Here is a 19,274-nt window from a genome sequence, read left to right as displayed (position 1 = left end):
CAGGAATTGAAGAAGGAGACGCAGATCATGCGTAACGTCAAGCGTGCCGTGCTGGTGAAGCCGGGTTCGCCCCTGGAGATCTGGGAGCGTCCCACCCCGTCTGCGTCCGGCCGCGAGGTGATCGTGTCCGTCGAGATGGCTGGCGTCTGCGGCACGGACCATCACCTTCAGTCCGGTGACATCGAGCTTCCCAACCCGATGGTTCTCGGCCACGAGGCCATCGGCCGTATCGCGGAGCTCGGCTCGGAGGTCACCACCGACGCCGCCGGCGAGCCGGTCCAGGTGGGGGACCTCGTCTACTGGCAGCCGCTGCGGCCGTGCTACAGCTGCTACGCCTGCACCATCCTGGGTGACGTGTCTCAGTGCCCGAACCTGGTCACGTTCCAGCTGCACCAGCACGCGGACAAGCCGCCGGTGGGGGCTTACACGCAGTACGCCTGGCTGCCGGACCGCACGGCGTTCTTCAAGGTTCCGGCCGATGTTCCGGCGGAGGCGCTCATCGCGTTCGGCTGTGCCATGCCCACGGTGCTGCACGCCCTGGACCGGCTGGGCGGCATCCAGTACGGGCAGAACGTCGTCGTGCAGGGCTCCGGGCCGGTCGGCCTCGCCGCCACGCTCCTGGCGCATCTCGCCGGCGCGGGAAGCATCACGGTCCTCGGCGCGCCGCCCCAGCGGCTCGAGATGGCCAAGCGGCTCGGGGCCACCACCACGATCGACGTGACCAGCACCAACGAGCAGGAGCGGGCCGCCACGGTGAAGGAGATCACGGACGGCCGCGGCGCCGACGTCGTCATCGAGGCGGCCGGCCGGATCCCGGCGTTCACCGAGGGTCTGCCGCTCGTCGCCTCCAACGGCAAGTACGTCATCATCGGGCTGTGGGGTACGCCGGGCACATCGCCGGTCGAGCCGCGCTACCTCAACAACCACAACATCAGTGTCACCGGCTCGAACCTCACCAAGCCGCGGCACATCTACGAGACGGTCCAGGTCGTCCGTAAGCACCACCGGCGGTTCCCGCTGGCCGAGATGGTCACCCACCGCTTCCCCCTCGAGCAGGCGCAGGACGCCCTTGACGCCGTTGGGCGCGGCGAGACGCTCAAGGCCGTCATCGTGCCGTAGCAACCCGCTTCCACGCGTCGCTACGCTGCGGCCCAGTTCCCCAACCCGGGCGCGACACGGGTGTCGCGCCCGGGGCGACGGCGCCGTACACGACGGCGCCCGATGGGGACAGACAACGGCCCGCCTGCCCCCTCGGTAGCTACGAACCCGACGACGAGTCACCTCCGGCCGTCCTTCCGGCGCATGCGTAACTGGAGAGTCGGCATCGAGGCCCGCATCAGCCACCTCAAACGCAGCTTCGGTTTCCGTCACACCCGCCTCCGTCGCCTGACCGGTGCCCAGATCTGGGCCGGGCTCGGGGTCTTCGCCTACAACCTCCAGCGGATGGCCGTCCTCAGCCGGTGAAGTACGGTCCAATGCCCACGGACGCCTTGTCACCGCACTTCAGCGACGGCCCCGCCACCAGCCCGAACCCTTTTTCAGGGGAAAGTAGCTATTAGGGCTTGGTCAGGTCGGTCGTGGTGGTGCGTGTCCTGTGGGCCCGGTGTGGCGTTGAGCGTGTGTGACTCCGGACGAGATTGCTGTGGTGCGTGGTGAGTTGGAGACGTTCGCGGCGGAGGTGTTCGAGCCGTTCGCGCGTAAGGGTCAGCGCCGGTGGGGGCAGGTCTATCTGCGGGGGCTGCTGACCGACGGGCAGCCTTAGCCTTGATCCACCGACGTGGTCTGAAAGTGATCTTCTGACTGATCCTGACCCGGTTTTCGGGTCGGTGATTGTGGGCGGGCAGGTGGCATCCGCTGGATGCTCCTATGGTTGTCAAGCCGCTGGAACGAGGTCGGTTTGAGTGGTTCGTTCCGTGGGTGTGGTGGTCAGGGCGCGGTAGACCTCGCGGGCGACGAATCGCTTGAGGCAGCGCATGATGTCTTTCTTGGACAGGCCTTCCTTGGTGCGGCGTTCGACGTAGGCGCGGGTGCGGTCGTCGAAGCGCATGCGGGTGAGCACGATGGTGTGCAGCGCGTTGTTGGCGGCCCGGTCGCCGCCGCGGTTGAGGCGGTGGCGGTGGGTGCGTCCTGAGGAGGCCGGGATCGGTGCGACCCCGGCGAGGTGCGCGAATGCGCCCTCGGATCGCATGCGTTCGGGGTTGTCCCCGGCGGACACCAGCAGCTGGCCCGCGGTCTCGGGTCCGATGCCGAACAGCTCCAGCAGCGCGGGGGCTGTCTGCTCGACCAGCGGGCCGATCTCCGCGTCCAGCTCGGTGATCTCGGCGTCCATGGCCTGGTGACGGCGGGCGAGCCGCCGCAGTGCCGCCCGGGTAGCCGCCAGCGGGCGGGACAGGTCATTGCCAGGCCGCAGCCGGGCCAGGGTGCGTATCAGCGCGGCACGGTCCAGGCCGGCGACCTGTTCGCGCAGCATCGCGGGCGCCGAGACGAGCAGCCCGCGGATCTGGTTCATGGCCTGGGTGCGGGCCTTGACCGCGCTGCGGCGCGCGATCCGCAGCACCCGCACCGCCTCGACCCCACCGTCCCGGCTCTTGGGGACGCCGGTGGCCCGGCCCGACAGCACGGCCGTCGCAGCGGCATAGGCGTCGATCGGATCGGACTTGCCCTTCATCCGACGGGTCTTGCGGTCTGGGCGGTCTACGTCGATGACGGTGATCCCTGCGGCGGTCAGCACGCGGGCGAGCTCGGCCCCGTAGGCGCCGGTGCCCTCCACCCCCACCGCGACGAGCGTGCCGTGGGAACGTATCCAGTCGAGCAGGTCGCGGTAGCCGCGGATGGTGGCGGGGAACTCCTGGTCGGCCAGGTGCCGTCCGACCGAGTCGATCACCGCGGCGTGGTGGGTCTGGCCGTGCGTGTCGACTCCGCCGGTGATCTGCGGGGTGTTGTGCGTCATGCTGGTCGTGTCCGTCCTTGCGAGTCCGTTCCGGGGGCGGCACGCGCCGGCCGGGCGGGCGGACAAGACAGTGATGGGGCTTTTGAACCAAGCTCCTATAAAGTCACGAATGCCCGTCCGGTCGCGTGTCAGTGGCTTCTCCGAGTGGATCGACGGATCCAGCGCAAGACAGTCCGACGACGTCCGTCTGCCCATGAGTCAGACCCCTCGGAGAAGCCACTGACATCCTCACTGTCTGCCCAGCGTTTCCACGTGTTCGGTTCCGGTTGGGCCCTGGCGGGCGGGGTGGGCAGGGTCGTCAAGCCGGTTCGGGTGGGTCGTGGGCGGTGTCGAAGAGGCTTGTCCAGGCGTGCTGCCAGGGCCAGTTGTGTGGCAGGTGCAGGGTGATGCGTCGTGCGGAGCGGGCGATCCGGGCCGGAATCTGGACCAGGTGGGTGCGGAGGGTGGCGGTGGTCGCCTTGGCATGGAAGGCGGAGGTGAGCGCGCCGGTGGCCCGCAGCAGGTTGTAGGTCATGGCCCACAGGGTGAGCCAGGCGGCGTTGGCGTGAAAGTGTCCCGAGGGCAGGTGGGCCAGAGCTCCGGCTTTGCTGTCGGCGATGACCTGTTCGACCACCGCGTGGTGGAGGTGTTCCCTCTCGGCCTGGAGGGTCTGGGCGGGGTTGTCGGTGAAGAACGGGTGGTAGCGCCAGACGGGGAACAGTTCGCCCTGCTCACCCACGATGGCGGGTTTGGCGAGGTCACGGACCCGGCGGACGATCAGCCGGGCGGTGACCCGCTCGCTTTTCTTGCGGCTCGCGAAGGCGGTGTAGGCGGGTATCTCGGCGACTTCGGCGTCCGAGATGGGCTCTCCGGTCTCGGGGTCGGGCACCGCGGTCGGGTAGGTGATCTGCTGCCATGCCTCGGCGGGAATGGCCAGGACGGCCCGTTTGATGGAGGGGTTCATGCCGGTGGTGATCGAGAAGTGGGCTCCGGCCCGGCGGCAGGCGGCGATCACACCGGCGTTGTAGAACTGCGAGTCGGCCCGCAGGATGCGGGTGCCGGTGCAGCCGGCCTCCCGGGCGGTGGCCAGGGCCTCGCTGACGAACTTCGGGGCGCCGCGGGAGTCGGCTGCCTTGCCGCGACGCATCCGCACTGTGGCGATCACCGGCCGGGAGCCGGGCGTGCAGACCGTGGCGAGGAGGGGGTGGAGGGTGCGGATGCCCTTGAACCGGCCGTACTCGGCGCCCTGTTTGGCACGGCCGTAGACCCGTTTGTGGGTGGAGTCGACATCGATGAACGCCTTCTCGCCCGCGCCGGGTAGAAGCGGGGTGTGTGCGGCCAGCGCGGTCAGGAACCTGCGGTGCACGGCGTGGAGTTGGAGGGCGTGACCGTGGGTGAACGAGCGCAGGAACGTGCCCAGCGTGGACGGGGCACGAATGCCCGCGAACACGGCCGGCATCGCACCATGGCGCAGGACGTGGAGGTCGTCGATACTGTCCGCGCCCGCGGCCATGCCCGCGACGATGCTGGTGACCTTGGCGTCCGCTGCCGCACCCGCGCCGTTGCTCGCGCCGGTCAGCTTCACCTTCTCGGCCACCAGACGCGAAAGACCGCACCGCTCGGCCAGCCACATCACCGGGACGAGCCCGGCATGCGCGATCAGATTCGGTTCATCGAACGCAGCGGAGACCGCCGACGACGTATGGGAAACTTGCATCTCGGAAGTGCCTTGCCGATCGTGCCTGGTGGAGCCTCAAGAACTCCCATCATTGCAGGTCACAAGGCACTTCCTCGTTCTCCTAGCCGCTATCCACAAGGCGCTGGCCGGTGGATCAAGGCTTAGTGCGTTGTGGCAAACCGGATCTCGTTCGAAGCCCGCGGTGCGGGTGATCATTCGGACAGAGATGCCGGTGCGGTCGTGGGCATAGAGAAACGGGCCCCTTGGTAGTGACGTGGTTGTTGAGGCCGGTCACGAGCAAGGAGGCCCGTTGTCGGACGAGTTGACCATCTCTGCTGTGCCCGCGTCCACTGCGGTCACCCTTGGGTGTGACTGCTACGTGCACCGGTTCGGTTCGATCGCTGCGGGGCGGCGGGCAGGCTGCTATCCGAGTGACATGACGGACGCGGAGTGGGCCGAGGTCCGCTCCGTGATGCCGGTGCCGGCCTGGCTCCTGAAGCGGGGCGGGCGCCCGGAGGCGTTTTGCCATCGCGAGATGCTCGACGCGGTGCGCTACCTCGTCGACAACGGTGTGAAGTGGACGGCTCTGCCGGTCGACTTCCCGTACTGGCGGGCGGTCTACGATTTCTTCCGCCGCTGGCGGTCCTACGACTACGTGCGTGAGCTGTACGAACGCCTGCGACGCTCGGCGAGGGAACGCACGGGCCGCAACGCCGAGCCCAGTGGGGGGATCATCGACAGTCAGTCGGTGGACGCCTCCGAAACCGTCGGTGAGGACAGTCGCGGATACGACGGCGGCAAGTCATGTGACGGCCGCAAGCGCCACATCCTGACCGACACAGAGGGCCTGCTCCTGGAGGTCACCGTGACCACAGCGGATGTGCATGACTCCAAGGCCGCCCCGGCGCTGCTGGAGGCATTCATGGAACAGCCGGGCCGACTGCTAGGTCCTGTACGGAGTTCAGATCATGCTCGTCGGGTGATGCTGCGTAGCCACAGCATCGTGCCGCACAGGTGGAGTCCGGCCAGGTAGCTCTCGGGAGTCTTGTCGTAGCGGGTGGCGATCCCGCGCCAGTTGCGCAGCCGGTTGATGCACCGCTCGACCGTGTTGCGGTCCTTGTACAGCTCGGCGTCGTGACTGACGGGGCGGCCTCCGCGCGAGCCCTTTTTTGCGGTTGGCCGTCTGGTCCGCCTTCTCCGGGATCACCGCCCGGATTTGGCGTTTGCGCAGGTAGGCGCGGTTGCGGCGGGAGGAGTACGCCTTGTCGCTCGGCGACCGCGTCCGGGCGGGTGCGGGGCCGGCCCCTCCTGCCACGGACCTTGATCTTGTCCACGACCCGCGCGAACTGCGGGCTGTCACCGGCCTGGCCGGGGGTGAGGACGAACGACAGTGGACGGCAGCGCCGTTCGGCTGACAAGTGCACCTTGCTGGTCAGCCCGCCCCGGGAACGACCGAGCTCAGCAGCCTTCAAACGGGCCCGGCGGCGTCGCCGCAACCGCTGCCGCTCGGCTCGTTCCGGGTCCCCGTCCTGATCGTATTGCGGCTCCCGTCCCTTCTTCCCGCCCCCTTTTCGGACTCTGCGGCCTCCACCAGCGCTTCCAACTGCTCTTCGTCCAGAACCATCCCGGCGGCGTGGTGGTGAGCGCGGGAGGTAGCAGAGTCCACGCTGACCAGCGACAGGTCTGCCTCACCGCGTTCTGCGGCATAACCGATGACCGTCTCCATCAGGTGCTGGAAGACGCCCTCGCGCGTCCAGATACGGAAGCGGTCGTAGACGCTCGACCACGGACCGTACTCGGCAGGCACGTCTCGCCAGGGGCTGCCGGTGCGGAACCGCCACATCGTCGCGTTGAAGTGTTTTCGCAGGTCAGGTATGGGTCCGGATACTCCCAGCGGGAGGTGGGGCTCAATCAGGGACCACTGCTCATCGGTCACATCGCCACGTGCCATACCTGATGGCCTATCAAGCGCACACGGTTCCGCGCTGCGGATTGCCCGAACCGTGATCTGAACTCCGTACAGGACCTAATACTGGTGTGGGTCGACAGCGCCTGCCAGGGTCCGGCGCTGGCGAAGGCGTTCGCCCGCCACGGGGTGCGGATCGAGGTCGTGCGCCGGTCCGACGGACAACGCGGATTCGTCGTACTGGCCCGCAGATGGGTGGTGGAGCGAACGCTGAGCTGGCTCTCCCGCTCACGCCGCCTCAACCGCGACCACGAACGCCGCCCCGACCACCACCAGCAGATGGTGTGGTGGGCCGCCGTGATCAGGCTGTCGAGGCGCCTGGCCGCAGACGCTCCGCGCTGGCCGGAGAAGCGTCCCGAGCGACTGCTCCCGGCGCCGGCGTGAACCGCCCGTCCTCCGCCCGCAGCAGCCAGCCCCGCTTCTCCAGCGCATAGGCACGGTGACGGATCTTCTCCACCTCGTTCTTGATCTCCGCCTCCCGGCCCACCGCCCGGGTCAGCTCCACCCCGTTCACCGGCCCCGAAGCGGCCACCACCGCGGCGAACACCTCCCGATACACGCCGCTGAGCACCTCCTCACCGATGCCCGGCCGCCACACCGGCGGCCGCCCACCATGCACCGGGCCTGAACCGTTCGGTCCCCCAGTGGCAGCCACCTCACCACCAGACAGCACAGAAACCGGCGTATTCACCGCGCTCTCCTCGGCCAGCACCGACACCAGCTCCTCACGCCCCACCCGGGCCCGCTCGACCCGCTCCCGCGCGGCATCCACCTCCGCCTGAGCCTGCTCGAGGACCTCCGTCCAGGACTCCAGCTCCTGCCTCGCCCGCGCCTCACGCCGCTCCATCAACCCCAGCACCGACGGCATCACAACCTCCTCGATCAACAACAAGCCGTCCGCTGCCTGCCCCTACCCCTCCACGATCACACCCCGCACACGAAGAAGCCCCTGCTCATCGAACAGGGACTCCCTTTGCCACAACGCACTTAGGTGACGGTCAAAGTGATTGCCTGGGCGACGCTCTGCTCGTCGCGGAGCCGGGCGCGAGACCGTGCGGCCGGCCATAAGACCAGGCCTCCGGGGTGAAAGGCACTGGCGGGAGCGGACTCGGAGAGGTGGGGGGCGGCTTCGGAGGTCATGACTGCCTGCTCTTGTGGGAGAGCTCCCCGTTCCCACCCGCTCTGTGCTCGACGAACCCCATCAGTGGATGGTGGCCGACGGTGTTCTTCCAGGTCGCCGCGGCGTCCTGCTTGTCGGGGTGCGCGATCACCAGCCCCCGGCCAGGTCCACGATCACCGAGCCGCCCACATCCGGCGCCTGATCCCCGGCCAATCGCCAGACAAGTATCCGGACTCTGGCGCGGGCCGAGCGAAGGGCCGCAGGGGCACGCCTGCCGTCGCCGACGAGCTGGTCGATAAGGCCGGAGACGGTCGGGTCCGAGGCGACCGGCGCGAACAGGCCTAGCTCGGACCGCAGCTGCCGATATCAGCCAGGGCAGTCCCTGCCCAAAGCGGCCGCGAGCTACCTCCAGCCGTACCTTGCCAGACCGCGGTCCGATCGGATTTCTACGACGAAACGCAGTGGCGCCTTTTCCCCTCCGCGCGCAGCAATGGTGATCAGGACCTACGTCTGGGGGAGCAGGTCTTTCTCCCGATGTGAAGGCGCCGGACTTGGCGTCTTATTGCTTGTGCACGCAGTTCCATGGGGTGGAGGCAGCAGCCTCCAGACCATGCGGCGGCCGTGTCGTGTCCCCCTGCATGCCGGCCTCAGTGTCCCCCGGCATGCAGGGCAGGAGCGACTTCGGCTCCTCGCTCCTTCATCCGCCGAAGCTTCCGGGCTCTGGCGTTTCGCACCGAAATGGATCAGACCTTGCCTCACACACCCAATGTCGCCGTCATCTACTACTCCTCCACCGGCAACGTGCACCAGCTGGCGGAGACCATCGCCACCGGTGCGGCCGAGGCGGGGGCCGACGTACGTCTGCTGCGCGTCGCCGAGCTGGCGCCGAAGGAAGTGATCGCGAACGTCCAGCCGTGGGCCGACCACGCCGCGGCGACCGAGCACATCCCGGTGGCCACGCCGGACGACATCACCTGGGCCGACGCCGTCATATTCGGTACGCCCACCCGCTTCGGCAACGTCGCCAGCCAGCTCAAGCAGTTCCTGGACACCCTCGGCGGCCTGTGGGCCCAGGGCCTGCTCGCCGACAAGGTGTACAGCGCCTTCACCTCCACAGCGCAGCTGCGCGGCGGCCAGGAGTCCACCCTCCTGGCGCTCTACAACTCCATCTACCACTTCGGCGGATTCGTGGTGCCCCCGGGCTTCGCCGACCCGGTCAAGTTCGCCGACGGCAACCCCTACGGAACCTCTCACGTGACCGGCCTGAACGGCGAGATCCCCGTCGACAGCACCGCCCGCGCCGCCGGCGCCTTCCAGGGCAGGCGCATCGCCGACGTCACCAGGACCCTCAAGGCCGGCCGCGCGGCCTGACCTGCCGCCGGGGGGGTGCTCAAAACAAGCAGTCTCGGAAACCGTTCAACGAGCCACGGGACCGAACCAGTTCAAAACAAGGAAGTGTTTGACATGTCAGTTCCTCAGACGCACACGGGCCGCGTGGCCGTCGTCACCGGCGCCGGACGCGGCATCGGCCAGGCCATCGCGGTCGACCTCGGCACACGCGGCGCGACCGTCGTCGCGGTCGACCTCACCAGCCCCGACGAAACCGTCGCCCTGCTCGCCGACAAGGGCCTCACGGCGCTCGGCCTCACGGCCGACGTGTCCAGCCCCGAGCAGACCGCGGCCGTGGGCAAGGAGGTCACCGACCGGTTCGGGCGGGCGGACATTATGGTCAACAACGCCGGCATCTTCCCGTTCCGCGACATCGAGGAGCTGGACTACGACACCTGGCGACGCGTCATCGCGGTCAACCTCGACTCGCAGTTCCTCATGGTCAAGGCCGTGCTGGCGACTATGAAGAACGGCGGCTGGGGCCGGATCGTCAACCTGACCTCCAACTCGATCGTCACGAACGTCCCCGGCATATCGCACTACATGGCAAGCAAGATGGGCAACATCGGCTTCAGCCGCGGTCTGGCCAACGACCTCGCCCCGTTCGGCATCACCGTCAACGCCGTCGGCCCGACCCTGACCATCACCCCCGGCTCCCGGGAAGTCCACCCCCAGGAAGCCCGCGACGCCGCCGCACAAGCCCAGGCCATCAAGCGCAACGGACTGCCCGAAGACCTGACCGGCACCATCGCCTTCCTCACCAGCGACGACGCCGCCTTCGTCACCGGCCAAACCATCATGGCCGACGGCGGCTACGCCCGCTGATCACCACTCGACGGGCCGCCGGGGGACTTCAACACCGTTTAGCCCCTCTGGGGCCGACCGAGGCTACGCGAAAGCATCTCACCTCGGGTTGGCCCGGCCCACCGTCGACGCCGCCGACCCGGACCCCCATCACCCAAAGAAGAAGCAGAAGGAGACACAAACATGCGCAACGTCAAGCGCGCCGTGCTGGTCAAGCCCGGCTCCCCCCTGGAGATCTGGGAGCGCCCCACCCCGTCCGCATCCAGCCGTGACGTCATCGTCTCGGTCGAGATGTCCGGCGTCTGCGGCACGGACCACCACCTCCAGTCCGGCGACATCACGCTGCCCAACCCGATGGTCCTCGGGCACGAGGCCATCGGCCGTATCGAGGAGCTCGGCTCCGAGGTCACCACCGACTACGCCGGAGAGCCCGTCGCGGTGGGAGACCTCGTCTACTGGCAGCCGGCGCTGCCGTGCTACCGCTGCTACTACTGCACCGTCCTGGAAGACGTGTCCATGTGCCCCAACCTGGTCACGTACCAGCTGCACCAGCACGGGGACAAGCCGCCGGTGGGGACCTACACGGAGTACGCCTGGCTGCCGGACGGCATGACATTCTTCAAGATCCCGCAGGACGTCCCGGCCGAGGCCCTCATCGCCTTCGGTTGCGCCATGCCCACCGCGCTGCACGCCCTCGACCGGCTGGGCGGCATCCAGTACGGGCAGAACGTCATCGTGCAGGGCTCCGGCCCCGTCGGCCTCGCAGCCACGCTCCTGGCGCACCTCGCCGGCGCGGGGAGCGTCACGGTCCTCGGCGCACCCGCCAACCGGCTTGAGATGGCCGAGAAGCTCGGGGCCACCACCGTCATCGACGTGACGAAGACGACCGAGCAGGAGCGGGCCGCCGCGGTCATGGAGATCACGGACGGCCGCGGCGCGGACGTCATCATCGAGGCCGCCGGCAGGGTCCCCGCGTTCACCGAGGGTCTCCCGCTCGTCGCCACGAACGGTACATACGTCATCCTCGGCCTGTGGTCCGCGCCGGGCACCTCGCCGGTCGAGCCGCGCTACCTCAACAACCGCAACATCAGCGTCATCGGCTCGGCGTACACGACGCCGCGGCACATGTACAACACGATCCAGATCACCCGGATGTGTCACCAGCGGTTCCCGCTCGCCGAGATGGTCACCCACCGCTTCTCCCTCGAGCAGGCGCAGGACGCCATCGACGCCGTCGGACGCGGTGAGCCGCTCAAGGCCGTGATCGTGCCGTAATAACCCGGTTCGTCGCGTCGGTGAGCGGCGGCCCGGTTCCCCGACCCGGGTGCGACTGCTGTCGCACCCGGGCCGACGCCGTCGTGAACGACGGCGTCCGATGGAGACAGCCGGCGCCCCGGGGGACGTTGTTGACGAGAATGGCAAGCTTCGAGGGGCGATGGACACTATGTGGGCGCCGCGCCCCCCTTCGACTTCGCCTTCACGCAGGAGGCATTGTTGGCGCCGGTGTCCGGCCAGGCGCTCGTCGAGAACCTTCTCTTCTCCGTCGACCCCTATATGCGCGAGCTGATGGACGTGGCGGGCCTCGGGCGGCGGGGCTTTCTGGACTCTGAACGCGCCCCTGGAAGGCCGCACGATCGGCCGCGCCCTGACCTCCGCCGACCCGTCCCTCGCCCCCGGCGACCTCGTCCTGTACCGCGAGGGCTGGCGGACCCATGCACCGGTGAAGGCATCGCAGACCCGCCCGCTCCCGCGCTATGACGGCGTTCATCTCACCTCGCACCGCTCCGTCCTGGGCGGAACGAGCCTCACGGCCTACGCCGCGCTTCCCCGCACGCTGCGGCTGAACCAGGCGAGGGCCTCTTCATCCCCGCAGCGGCGGGCGGCGTCGGGACAGCGGCAGGACAGTTCGCGCGGCTACCGCGAGCCGGCCGGATCGTGGGCAGCGCGGGTCAGCACTGAAGGTGAAACGGCTCGTGGGTGCCTGAGTCGGCGCGGTCGCCCAGTACAACTCCCTCACCTCTCCACCATGGCCTTGCGCAACGTCATCGACGTGGTAGGCAAGTCCCTCCGCCTTGAAGTCTCCGCGTCCGCGACTACCATGACGCGCAATCGCTCCTGGACGGCTTCGCGGTCCCGCACATTCGGTCCGGAGCGCTGGTACTGCAGGAGACAGTGGTGGCGGGGTTCGAGAACATGGTGTAGGCGTTCGTGGGGGAACGCTACGGGGAGACAACCCCGGGAAGATGATCGTCCGCGCGGGCGCGTGAGCGACTGCGCCATGGCAAGGAGCTGACTTCAGGGCAGGTGAACCGTCAGCTCGCGCCCCTCGCTGGTCATGGGGAGCGAGGCGTCCGGGATGTCCGGACCGCTGGTGAGAGGTCTGACTGAGCGCACCTACGGGTGCGTGTCCGTGACCGCGATGACTTGGTCGAGGCGGTCCCGGGCGGCCTCCAGTTCGTCGATCTTGGCTTGGATGCGTTCCTGCCCGGTTCTCTCGCCGTCGTGCCGTAGCAGTCGCTGGCGGTGTGCGCCGCGGCTGCCTGATCCGTGTCGTCCGCACGCGTGCCGGTATGGGTGAAGACGGCGTCCGCATGCGTCGGCGCCGCCACGAAGCACGAGCGCCACCATGTATGCCTGGCTTCTTGGCCGCTTGACGGACAAGGGTACGCTATACGGCAGATGGGTTGCGGTACGCATCGTGCGGGCCATTCCGTACGAGGAGTGATCGCAGCGAGGCCAGGCATGCGGGCCGCGAGAGTTCTGGCTTGGTTCAAGCGTCCGACTGTCAGTGACGTCGTGCTTGACGGCAAGGTTGGCCCAGTCCCATCAGTTCACTTACGGACATTTGTCCGTTAAGCGGTCAGAGGAAAGGTGACACTGGATGTCAGAGAGCATCGGGCCCCAGCGACCGGGGCGCACGGGTCCGCTGTCCGGGCTGCTGGTGGCCGACTTCTCCCGAATCCTTGCCGGGCCCTACGCGACGATGCTGCTGGCGGACCTCGGCGCGGATGTCATCAAGGTGGAGGGACCGCGCGGAGACGACACGCGGAGCTGGATGCCTCCAGTTCGCGACGATGTGTCCACGTACTACCTCGGGGTGAACCGCGGGAAGCGATCCGTCGCGCTCGACCTTCGCGACGAAGCCGACGGAGCCATAGCGCGCGAACTGGCCCACCGGGCCGATGTCGTCATCGAGAACTTCCGTCCCGGTGGCCTGGTCAAGTACGGGCTGGACTACGCGTCGGTGCACACCGAGAATCCGTCCGCGGTCTACTGCTCAATCAGCGGCTTCGGTGCCGGGCCCGGACGCAACGTTCCGGGCTACGACCTGATGGTGCAGGCCGTGTCCGGGCTCATGAGCCTCACGGGCGAACCCGACGGGCCGCCGTACCGCGCCGGAATCTCGGTCTTCGACGTCATGGCGGGCAATCACGCCGTGATCGGCATCCTCGCCGCGCTGCGGCACCGCGACGCGACAGGCGAGGGCCAGCACGTGGAGGTCAACCTGCTCTCGTCGGCGCTGACCGGACTGGTTAACCACAGCTCGGCCTACGTGGCCGGCGGTGTGGTTCCGTACCGCATGGGCAACGCGCACCCGAGCGTGTTCCCGTACGAGCCGTTCCCCACCGCTGACAACGACTTGATCGTGACCGCGGCCAACGACGGCCAGTTCCGCAAGCTCTGCGAGGTCCTCGACATTCCCGAGGCCGCCGACGACCCGCGCTTCGCGCGCAACGCCGACCGTACAGCGAACCGTGAGGAGCTGCGGCCGCTGCTGGTGAAGGAGCTGGCGAAGCGGGGCGCGAACGAATGGTTCGAGTTGCTGGTCGAGGCCGGCGTGCCCAGCGGTCCGATCAACACCATAGATGGCGGCTTCGCCATGGCCGAGCGCTTCGAGCTTGATCCGATCGTCGCCGTCGGCGAGGGCGACCGCGCGGTGCCGACGACACGGCACCCGATTACCTACTCGGCCACTCCCGCGATGTACCAGCTGCCGCCCCCGGAACTCGACGAGCATGGTGCCGAGGTGCGCGCATGGCTGACCAAGGACCTGGGGGTCACCCGTGACTGACTCCTCTGCGCCGCGCGTCTACCCCACCGCGCTAGGTGCCTCGGACCTCAAGAGCATCACCCTGCTCGGCCACGACCTGGCCGAGGACATCATGGGTTCGGTCGGCTTCGGTGAACTGGCCTTCTGGCTGGCCACGCAGCGGAGGCCCAGCCGGGGCGAGACCCGGGTCTTCGAAGCCGTGCTGGCGGCCCTTGCCGACCACGGCTTCACGCCCACGGCCATCGTGACGCGGCTGACTTACCTGTCGGCGCCGGACTCTGTCCAGGGCGCCCTGGCCGCGGGCCTGCTGGGTGGCGGTTCCCGCTTCCTCGGCGTCACCGAGGACACCGGGAAGTTCCTGCACGAGACGATCACCGCCCAGGAGGCACTGCCCGGCGACGACGCAGGCTGGGACGAACTGGCACTGCGCCTGGTGCGCGAGCAGCGCGCGGCCGGCCGCTTCGTTCCGGGCCTTGGCCATCACGTCCACAAGGAAGGTGATCCGCGTGCGCCCCGGCTGATGGGGATTGCCGCCGAAGAGGGTCTCTTCGGCCCGCATCTGTCGCTGTTCGCGGCCATCGGCCGCGTGCACCCTCAGGTGCTGGGCAAGACCCTGCCGCTCAACGGCGCCGGCGTGTGCGGTGCCGCACTCGCCGACCTCCGGCTGCCGCTGCCGCTGCTGCGTGGTTTCGCGTTGCTCGCGCGCACCGCCGGACTCATCGGCCAGCTCGCAGAGGAGATGTGCAATCCGGTCGCGAACGACATCTTCCTCTCCGTCGACCTGAACAACCGGTCCATCGCGCCCCAGCCAGACACCAATGGAGGATCCCATGGCTGAGCTGGTCGCGGTGATCGCGTCCACCCACCATCCGTTCTACTACCGGGCCAGCACGGCCACCGGAGAGGACCGACCACCCTTCGCCGACGAATGGGTGCGCGCGATCACCGCTTTCCGCGAGACGCTCACCCGAGCGCGCCCGGACGTGCTGGTCATGGTGGGCTCGGACCACTTCCATCAGTTGTGGCTGGACAACATGCCCCAGTTCCTGGTGGGCAAGGCCCCGCGCTACGACGCGAACTTCTACAACGAAGAACGCGAGTTCGGCCTCCCGAAGATGATTCTCAAGGGTCACGAGGACCTCTCTGCACATGTGCTGCGCGGGGGTCTCGACGCCGGATTCGACTTGGCTTTCTCCAATGAGCTCCGTGTCGACCACTCGATCACGTGCCCGATCATCACCCTCCGGCCGGAGGCGGACCTGCCGATCGTGCCGATCTACACCAACATCTTCGCGCCGCCGCTTCCGCAGCCCAGGCGGTTCGTTCAGCTTGGCCGTGCCATTCGCCAGTTGATCGAGTCCTGGCCGGAGGACAAGCGCGTCGCGGTGATCGGTACCGGGCACCTCTCCCTGGAACTCGGAGGGCCACGTCAGTTCGGTGAGCACGGACCGGACCCGGAGTTCGACCGCAAGGCCGTCGACTGGATCGCGGGCGGCGACATCGAGAAGTGCTTGGGCGAGGTCACCCTCGAGAGCCTCCATCTGCCGGGCAACGCCACGCACGGGTTCATGGACTTCATGTTGATGATGGGCGTCGCCGGCGAGGGTGCACGGGCCGACTACGTCGATACCCTGGATCTGTACCACACCATGGAGGCCTACTTCACCTGGTACCCCGAGGGTGGCGCGTGATGAGCAAGTACCTGATGAACAAGTTCCTCTACAGCGTTGACCGCGACCCCGCGCTCGTCGAGCGCTACAAGGACGACCCGCGGGGCACCGTCGAGTGGTGGGAGGCGGAGGCAGCGGGCCGCATCCTCAACTGCATAGACGACGAATCCACCACCTGGCTGCGGTTCGAGGACGATGAGCGCGCGGCACTTGCCGCACACGACTATCCGAAGCTCTTCGAGCTCGGAGCTCACCCGTTTCTGACGCTGACGCTCTTCATCGCCTTGTTCGAGAACGACTACACTGAATCCCTGGGATTTCAGCAGGAGTACGCCCAGCGCTTGTCCCACTTCACCATGCCGTACCCCGACATAGCGACGTAGCACTTGGATCTCGCATTGGGTCGACGAGGTGAGCCGAGAGGAGCTGGCGGCGCTGATCGAGCGGCTGTCACTGAGGCAGGCCGCCGCGGCCGAGCGGCGCAAGCATCGACAGCGCGGCGGCGACCGGCGGCCCGGAGCCCGCGGCGGCATTTTTCAGGAGAAGATCACCGATGCCGAACGCGTCCTGGCGGTCATTCTCGGCCTGCGTAAAGTCTGCAGCTGGGAGGTCGTGGCCGAGCTGTTCCAAGTGAGCCGCCGAACTATCGGCATTGCCAGGACCTGGGTCCGCCCACTGCTGGAGGAGACCGGCCACGCCATCACTCGATCCGCAACGCGATACTCCAGCGCCGACACGCTCCTGAACGCCAGCACACCGCACGGCGACACCCAGGGGCATTGCATGTTGGGGATCGGTCCGGTTCGCCGGTCTCGTGCATGACGTGACGTCATGTCCCGGCCTGGGCAGGGATGTACCCCAGGAAGCAGAACAGGCACGGCGCCGGTGATCATGTGGTTGTCGAAGACCCATGAGAACCGGGCGAGACCGTGCCTGCCCGAACATCATCACCCATGCCCTCCGGGCTGGGACAACTGGCCCTCCCGAACCTTCACGGCACCCCGCAGGACGCCGCTGACCTGCGTCGGTTCCTGATCTGGGTGCCTGATCCACGCGGCCATCGAGGACGGCGGTATCCGATGCTGCCCTTGTTGTGTGCGGCCGCCGCGGCCGTGCTGGCCGGCGCCCGCTCCCTCATCGCGATCGGCGAATGGACCACTGACGCCCCGCCGTCCGTCCTGGCCGATCTCGGCTTCCCGCCCGATGCGCTCACCGGCATCCGAGCCGTACCGCATCCGGCCACCATCCGTCGTCTGCTCCAACGCCTCGACGGCGACGCGCTCGACGCGGCGATCGGCGCGTACCTCCGGGCCAGAACAACACCACCGCAACCGTCCGAACCGCCTTCGAAGCCCGCGCTGCGGGCGATCGCGGTCGACGGCAAGACCGTCCGCGGCTCCCGCACCCGCACCACGACCGCGATCCAACTGCTGGCCGCGATGGATCACCACGGCGTGGTCCTGGCCCAGCGGCAGATCGCCTCCAAGAGCAACGAGATCCCCGCCTTCCAGCCCCTGCTGGACACCATCGACCTCACCGACACCTTGCTGACAGGCGACGCCCTGCACACCCAGCACGCCCACGGCGCCTACCTCCGCAAGCGGGGCGCCCACTTCCTGGCCATTGTGAAGAAGAACCACTCTGGGTTGTACGCGCAGGTCAGGAAGCTGCCCTGGGCCGACATCCCGCTCGACCACTCCACCCGCGACCGGGCCCACCACCGCGACGAGATCCGTCGGCTCAAGGTCGCCGCGTTCCGTCACCTCGACTATCCCGGCGCCCGCCAGGCCATCCAGATTGTACGGTGGCGCCGCGAGTTGAGCACGGGGAAACTCACGATCGAGCGCGTCTACCTGATCACCAGCCTGACCGTCTTCGACGCAACCTGCACCGAGCTCGCCACCTGGATCAGAGGCCACCGGGGCATCGAGAACCTCCTGCACCACGTCCGAGACCACACGGTCCGCGAGGACGACTCCAAGGTCCGCACCGGCACCCTGCCCCGCACCATGGCCTCCCTGCGCAACCTCGCCATCAGCGTCTTCCGCCAGGACGGCCAGACCAACATCGCCGCCGCCCTCCGCCACACCAGCCGCGACCACCGCCGAACCCTGTCGGCCCTCGGCCTCACGTGATCAACCCGGACAGATCGCGATCACGCAATGCCCCTGCGGCGACACCCCACGTGTCACAGAAGCAACACCTTGATTCTTTACAGCTTCTGTGCACCCAGCACCGCTGGTGGCGGGTATTGGGGAACACCTCGTTCAACGCGTTCCAGAAACCGAGCGCGCATGCCCCAGCGGGCGCAGTACCGCAGCAGGCCCGCCCATGCCTCGGAGGTGACGATCGGCTGTTATCACAGGTCAGAATGGCTTTGCGAGCGCACGCGGTTACCACGCCGCTTCGCGATAGCCGTCGGCCATCGCGATCAGTTCCTTGGTGCCGTCCGCTCGCACGCCAACCATGACCAGGACGGCAGCCTTCGCCTCCTCCAGGCGAATGCGCAGGTGAACGCCATCAGCCCAGACGTAGACGTAATCCGTGGCGGACAGATCACGGTCCATGAACGCCTTGTGGTCGGCCTGCCACTGCGTGGTCAGCCGCGTGATCGTCGCGGTGAAAGGCCGGCGGAGGAGCCGAGGAACTGCTCCAGCGCGGGCATGAAGTCACCGGACGACAGGCCGTGCAGGTAGAGCAGCGGCAGGACCTCGCTGATCTTCGGGGATTTACGCGCCCAGGGCGGCAGGATCGCCGAGGAGAACCGCTTGCGCTCGCCGGTGGCCTCGTCAACGCGCTTGTCGTTGATCCGCGGGGCCTTCACTTCGATCGCCCCGGCTGCGGTCGTCACCTTCCGCGGCTGATGGAAGCCGTTGCGCACGACCAGACGGTGGCCGAAATCGTCCCGCTGGTCGGCCAACTCGGATGAAGGCGGTGACTTCGGCTTCCAGCGTGGCGGCCAGCATGCGCCCCGCGCCCTCGCGGACGATCTCGTCAAGGAAGGAGCCGTGTGGCGTCGTTCCGTCTTCGTTGACTACCGTGAACACGGGCGTGCCTTCCCAACCGGTGCTACGAACACCGGTCTACTCGATGACTATTCCCCAATCACTCACCGGCAGAGCTCTCGTCACGGGCCGTGCCGCTCTTGACAGAGACGTCGAACGGCCAGGGGAAACAGAGGTATCGGCCCGGGGGTTGCGTCACCCCGCGAAACCGCCGGGGGCAGTGCCGCTCTTTGAGGAGGCCTCACGGGCCAGGGAGAAACTCAAGGCATCCGTCATGGCGTAGAGCGGCCAAAACCCTTGCGAGGTCGAACCGCCTACACCCCGGATTAGGGGGATCACACCGGTCCTTCACCGGCCCACCGGGGCCGACCAGGCAGCGGGAACGACGTGATTGTCGACCGACAATGCACTCCGCTTGCCGTGTCGCTGACCGGTGGAAAAGCACGACGTCACTCAGCTGATGCCTCTGCTGAATGCCATACCGCCCATCCGGGGACTGCGCGGACGTCCGAGTCACCGGCCTCGGCCGATGCTGCGCGCGTGCCGGCATCTGGGAGACGGCCTCACCGCGACTGCCCCCAGATGTACGACTTCACCCCAGCGCGCGAGCGCACAAGCGGGCCGCCCACGGCAAGCTGCCTGATGACGGCCCTTTGCAACAC

General features: G+C 67.9%; 15 protein-coding genes and 6 pseudogenes. 15 read left to right on the top strand and 6 right to left on the bottom strand.

What is annotated here, in order from left to right; all coding sequences use genetic code 11:
• The first annotated feature begins 27 nt into the window (after window positions 1-27).
• The 3 genes and pseudogenes from OG507_RS04675 to OG507_RS40335 all read left to right on the top strand — a co-directional run.
• A complete protein-coding gene (locus tag OG507_RS04675) occupies window positions 28-1,119 on the top strand; it encodes a zinc-binding dehydrogenase (RefSeq protein WP_327365847.1) in 1,092 nt (363 codons plus the stop codon).
• A gap of 48 nt (window positions 1,120-1,167) precedes the next feature.
• Window positions 1,168-1,464 (top strand): annotated as a pseudogene (locus OG507_RS04670) (transposase); the annotation flags it as partial.
• Between the two features lie 157 nt (window positions 1,465-1,621).
• A pseudogene (locus OG507_RS40335) lies at window positions 1,622-1,756 on the top strand (IS701 family transposase); the annotation flags it as partial.
• Between the two features lie 117 nt (window positions 1,757-1,873).
• Here the strand turns inward: OG507_RS40335 and OG507_RS04665 are convergent.
• Both OG507_RS04665 and OG507_RS04660 read right to left on the bottom strand, forming a co-directional pair.
• Window positions 1,874-2,950 (bottom strand): IS110 family transposase, encoded by a 1,077-nt coding sequence (locus tag OG507_RS04665; RefSeq protein ID WP_326818651.1) that lies wholly within the window; start codon window positions 2,948-2,950, stop codon window positions 1,874-1,876.
• A gap of 298 nt (window positions 2,951-3,248) precedes the next feature.
• Entirely contained in the window at window positions 3,249-4,646 is a 1,398-nt protein-coding gene (locus OG507_RS04660; protein WP_327365845.1) for an IS1380 family transposase, read from the bottom strand.
• 397 nt (window positions 4,647-5,043) lie between these two features.
• Here OG507_RS04660 and OG507_RS04655 point away from each other — a divergent pair, with 397 nt between their 5' ends.
• Window positions 5,044-5,640, top strand: a complete 597-nt coding sequence (locus OG507_RS04655; RefSeq protein ID WP_327365844.1) for an IS5 family transposase — start codon at window positions 5,044-5,046, stop codon at window positions 5,638-5,640.
• On the opposite strand, the pseudogene OG507_RS04650 reads toward OG507_RS04655, so the two are convergent.
• Window positions 5,574-6,558: pseudogene (locus OG507_RS04650) on the bottom strand (IS5 family transposase). The gene OG507_RS04655 and the pseudogene OG507_RS04650 overlap by 67 nt on opposite strands.
• A gap of 12 nt (window positions 6,559-6,570) precedes the next feature.
• On the opposite strand from OG507_RS04650, the gene OG507_RS04645 reads away from it, so the two are divergent.
• Window positions 6,571-6,957 carry a transposase gene (locus OG507_RS04645; protein ID WP_327371862.1) on the top strand — a complete coding sequence of 129 codons (387 nt, stop codon included), beginning with the start codon at window positions 6,571-6,573 and terminating at the stop codon, window positions 6,955-6,957.
• Here OG507_RS04645 and OG507_RS04640 read toward each other — a convergent pair.
• Both OG507_RS04640 and OG507_RS04635 read right to left on the bottom strand, forming a co-directional pair.
• Window positions 6,875-7,441 carry a hypothetical protein gene (locus OG507_RS04640; RefSeq protein ID WP_327365843.1) on the bottom strand — a complete coding sequence of 189 codons (567 nt, stop codon included), beginning with the start codon at window positions 7,439-7,441 and terminating at the stop codon, window positions 6,875-6,877. The genes OG507_RS04645 and OG507_RS04640 overlap by 83 nt on opposite strands.
• 295 nt (window positions 7,442-7,736) lie before the next feature.
• Window positions 7,737-8,095 (bottom strand): annotated as a pseudogene (locus OG507_RS04635) (IS1380 family transposase); the annotation flags it as partial.
• Window positions 8,096-8,443: 348 nt separating this feature from the next.
• On the opposite strand from OG507_RS04635, the gene wrbA reads away from it, so the two are divergent.
• From wrbA to OG507_RS04585, 9 genes are all read left to right on the top strand, one after another.
• Window positions 8,444-9,064, top strand: coding sequence for an NAD(P)H:quinone oxidoreductase (gene wrbA, locus OG507_RS04630; RefSeq protein WP_327365842.1), 621 nt, complete (start codon window positions 8,444-8,446; stop codon window positions 9,062-9,064).
• 93 nt (window positions 9,065-9,157) lie between these two features.
• Window positions 9,158-9,907, top strand: coding sequence for an SDR family NAD(P)-dependent oxidoreductase (locus OG507_RS04625; protein WP_327365841.1), 750 nt, complete (start codon window positions 9,158-9,160; stop codon window positions 9,905-9,907).
• A 162-nt stretch (window positions 9,908-10,069) separates the two neighbouring features.
• On the top strand, window positions 10,070-11,161 hold the full coding sequence (locus tag OG507_RS04620; RefSeq protein ID WP_327365159.1) for a zinc-binding dehydrogenase: 1,092 nt from the start codon (window positions 10,070-10,072) through the stop codon (window positions 11,159-11,161).
• Window positions 11,162-12,767: 1,606 nt separating this feature from the next.
• Window positions 12,768-13,958, top strand: a complete 1,191-nt coding sequence (locus OG507_RS04610; RefSeq protein WP_327365839.1) for a CaiB/BaiF CoA transferase family protein — start codon at window positions 12,768-12,770, stop codon at window positions 13,956-13,958.
• Window positions 13,951-14,775: a citryl-CoA lyase gene (locus tag OG507_RS04605; RefSeq protein ID WP_327365838.1), complete on the top strand. Its 825-nt coding sequence runs from the start codon at window positions 13,951-13,953 to the stop codon at window positions 14,773-14,775. Before OG507_RS04610 ends, OG507_RS04605 begins: the two co-directional genes overlap by 8 nt.
• Window positions 14,768-15,628 carry an extradiol ring-cleavage dioxygenase gene (locus OG507_RS04600; RefSeq protein WP_327365837.1) on the top strand — a complete coding sequence of 287 codons (861 nt, stop codon included), beginning with the start codon at window positions 14,768-14,770 and terminating at the stop codon, window positions 15,626-15,628. Before OG507_RS04605 ends, OG507_RS04600 begins: the two co-directional genes overlap by 8 nt.
• Window positions 15,628-15,990 carry a hypothetical protein gene (locus OG507_RS04595; RefSeq protein ID WP_327365836.1) on the top strand — a complete coding sequence of 121 codons (363 nt, stop codon included), beginning with the start codon at window positions 15,628-15,630 and terminating at the stop codon, window positions 15,988-15,990. The genes OG507_RS04600 and OG507_RS04595 overlap by 1 nt, the downstream gene beginning before the upstream one ends.
• A gap of 28 nt (window positions 15,991-16,018) precedes the next feature.
• Entirely contained in the window at window positions 16,019-16,429 is a 411-nt protein-coding gene (locus tag OG507_RS04590; RefSeq protein WP_327365835.1) for a hypothetical protein, read from the top strand.
• A 131-nt stretch (window positions 16,430-16,560) separates the two neighbouring features.
• Complete coding sequence (locus OG507_RS04585) at window positions 16,561-17,742, top strand: ISAs1 family transposase (protein WP_442810943.1); 1,182 nt, start codon at window positions 16,561-16,563, stop codon at window positions 17,740-17,742.
• Window positions 17,743-17,827: 85 nt separating this feature from the next.
• On the opposite strand, the pseudogene OG507_RS04580 reads toward OG507_RS04585, so the two are convergent.
• A pseudogene (locus OG507_RS04580) lies at window positions 17,828-18,654 on the bottom strand (transposase); the annotation flags it as partial.
• Between the two features lie 288 nt (window positions 18,655-18,942).
• Here OG507_RS04580 and OG507_RS04575 point away from each other — a divergent pair.
• Window positions 18,943-19,138, top strand: a pseudogene (locus OG507_RS04575) (IS5/IS1182 family transposase); the annotation flags it as partial.
• Between the last annotated feature and the right edge of the window lie 136 nt (window positions 19,139-19,274).

Source organism: Streptomyces sp. NBC_01217 (assembly GCF_035994185.1).
Classification (GTDB): Bacteria; Actinomycetota; Actinomycetes; order Streptomycetales; family Streptomycetaceae; genus Streptomyces.
This window is presented reverse-complemented; position numbering and strand designations above follow the sequence as displayed.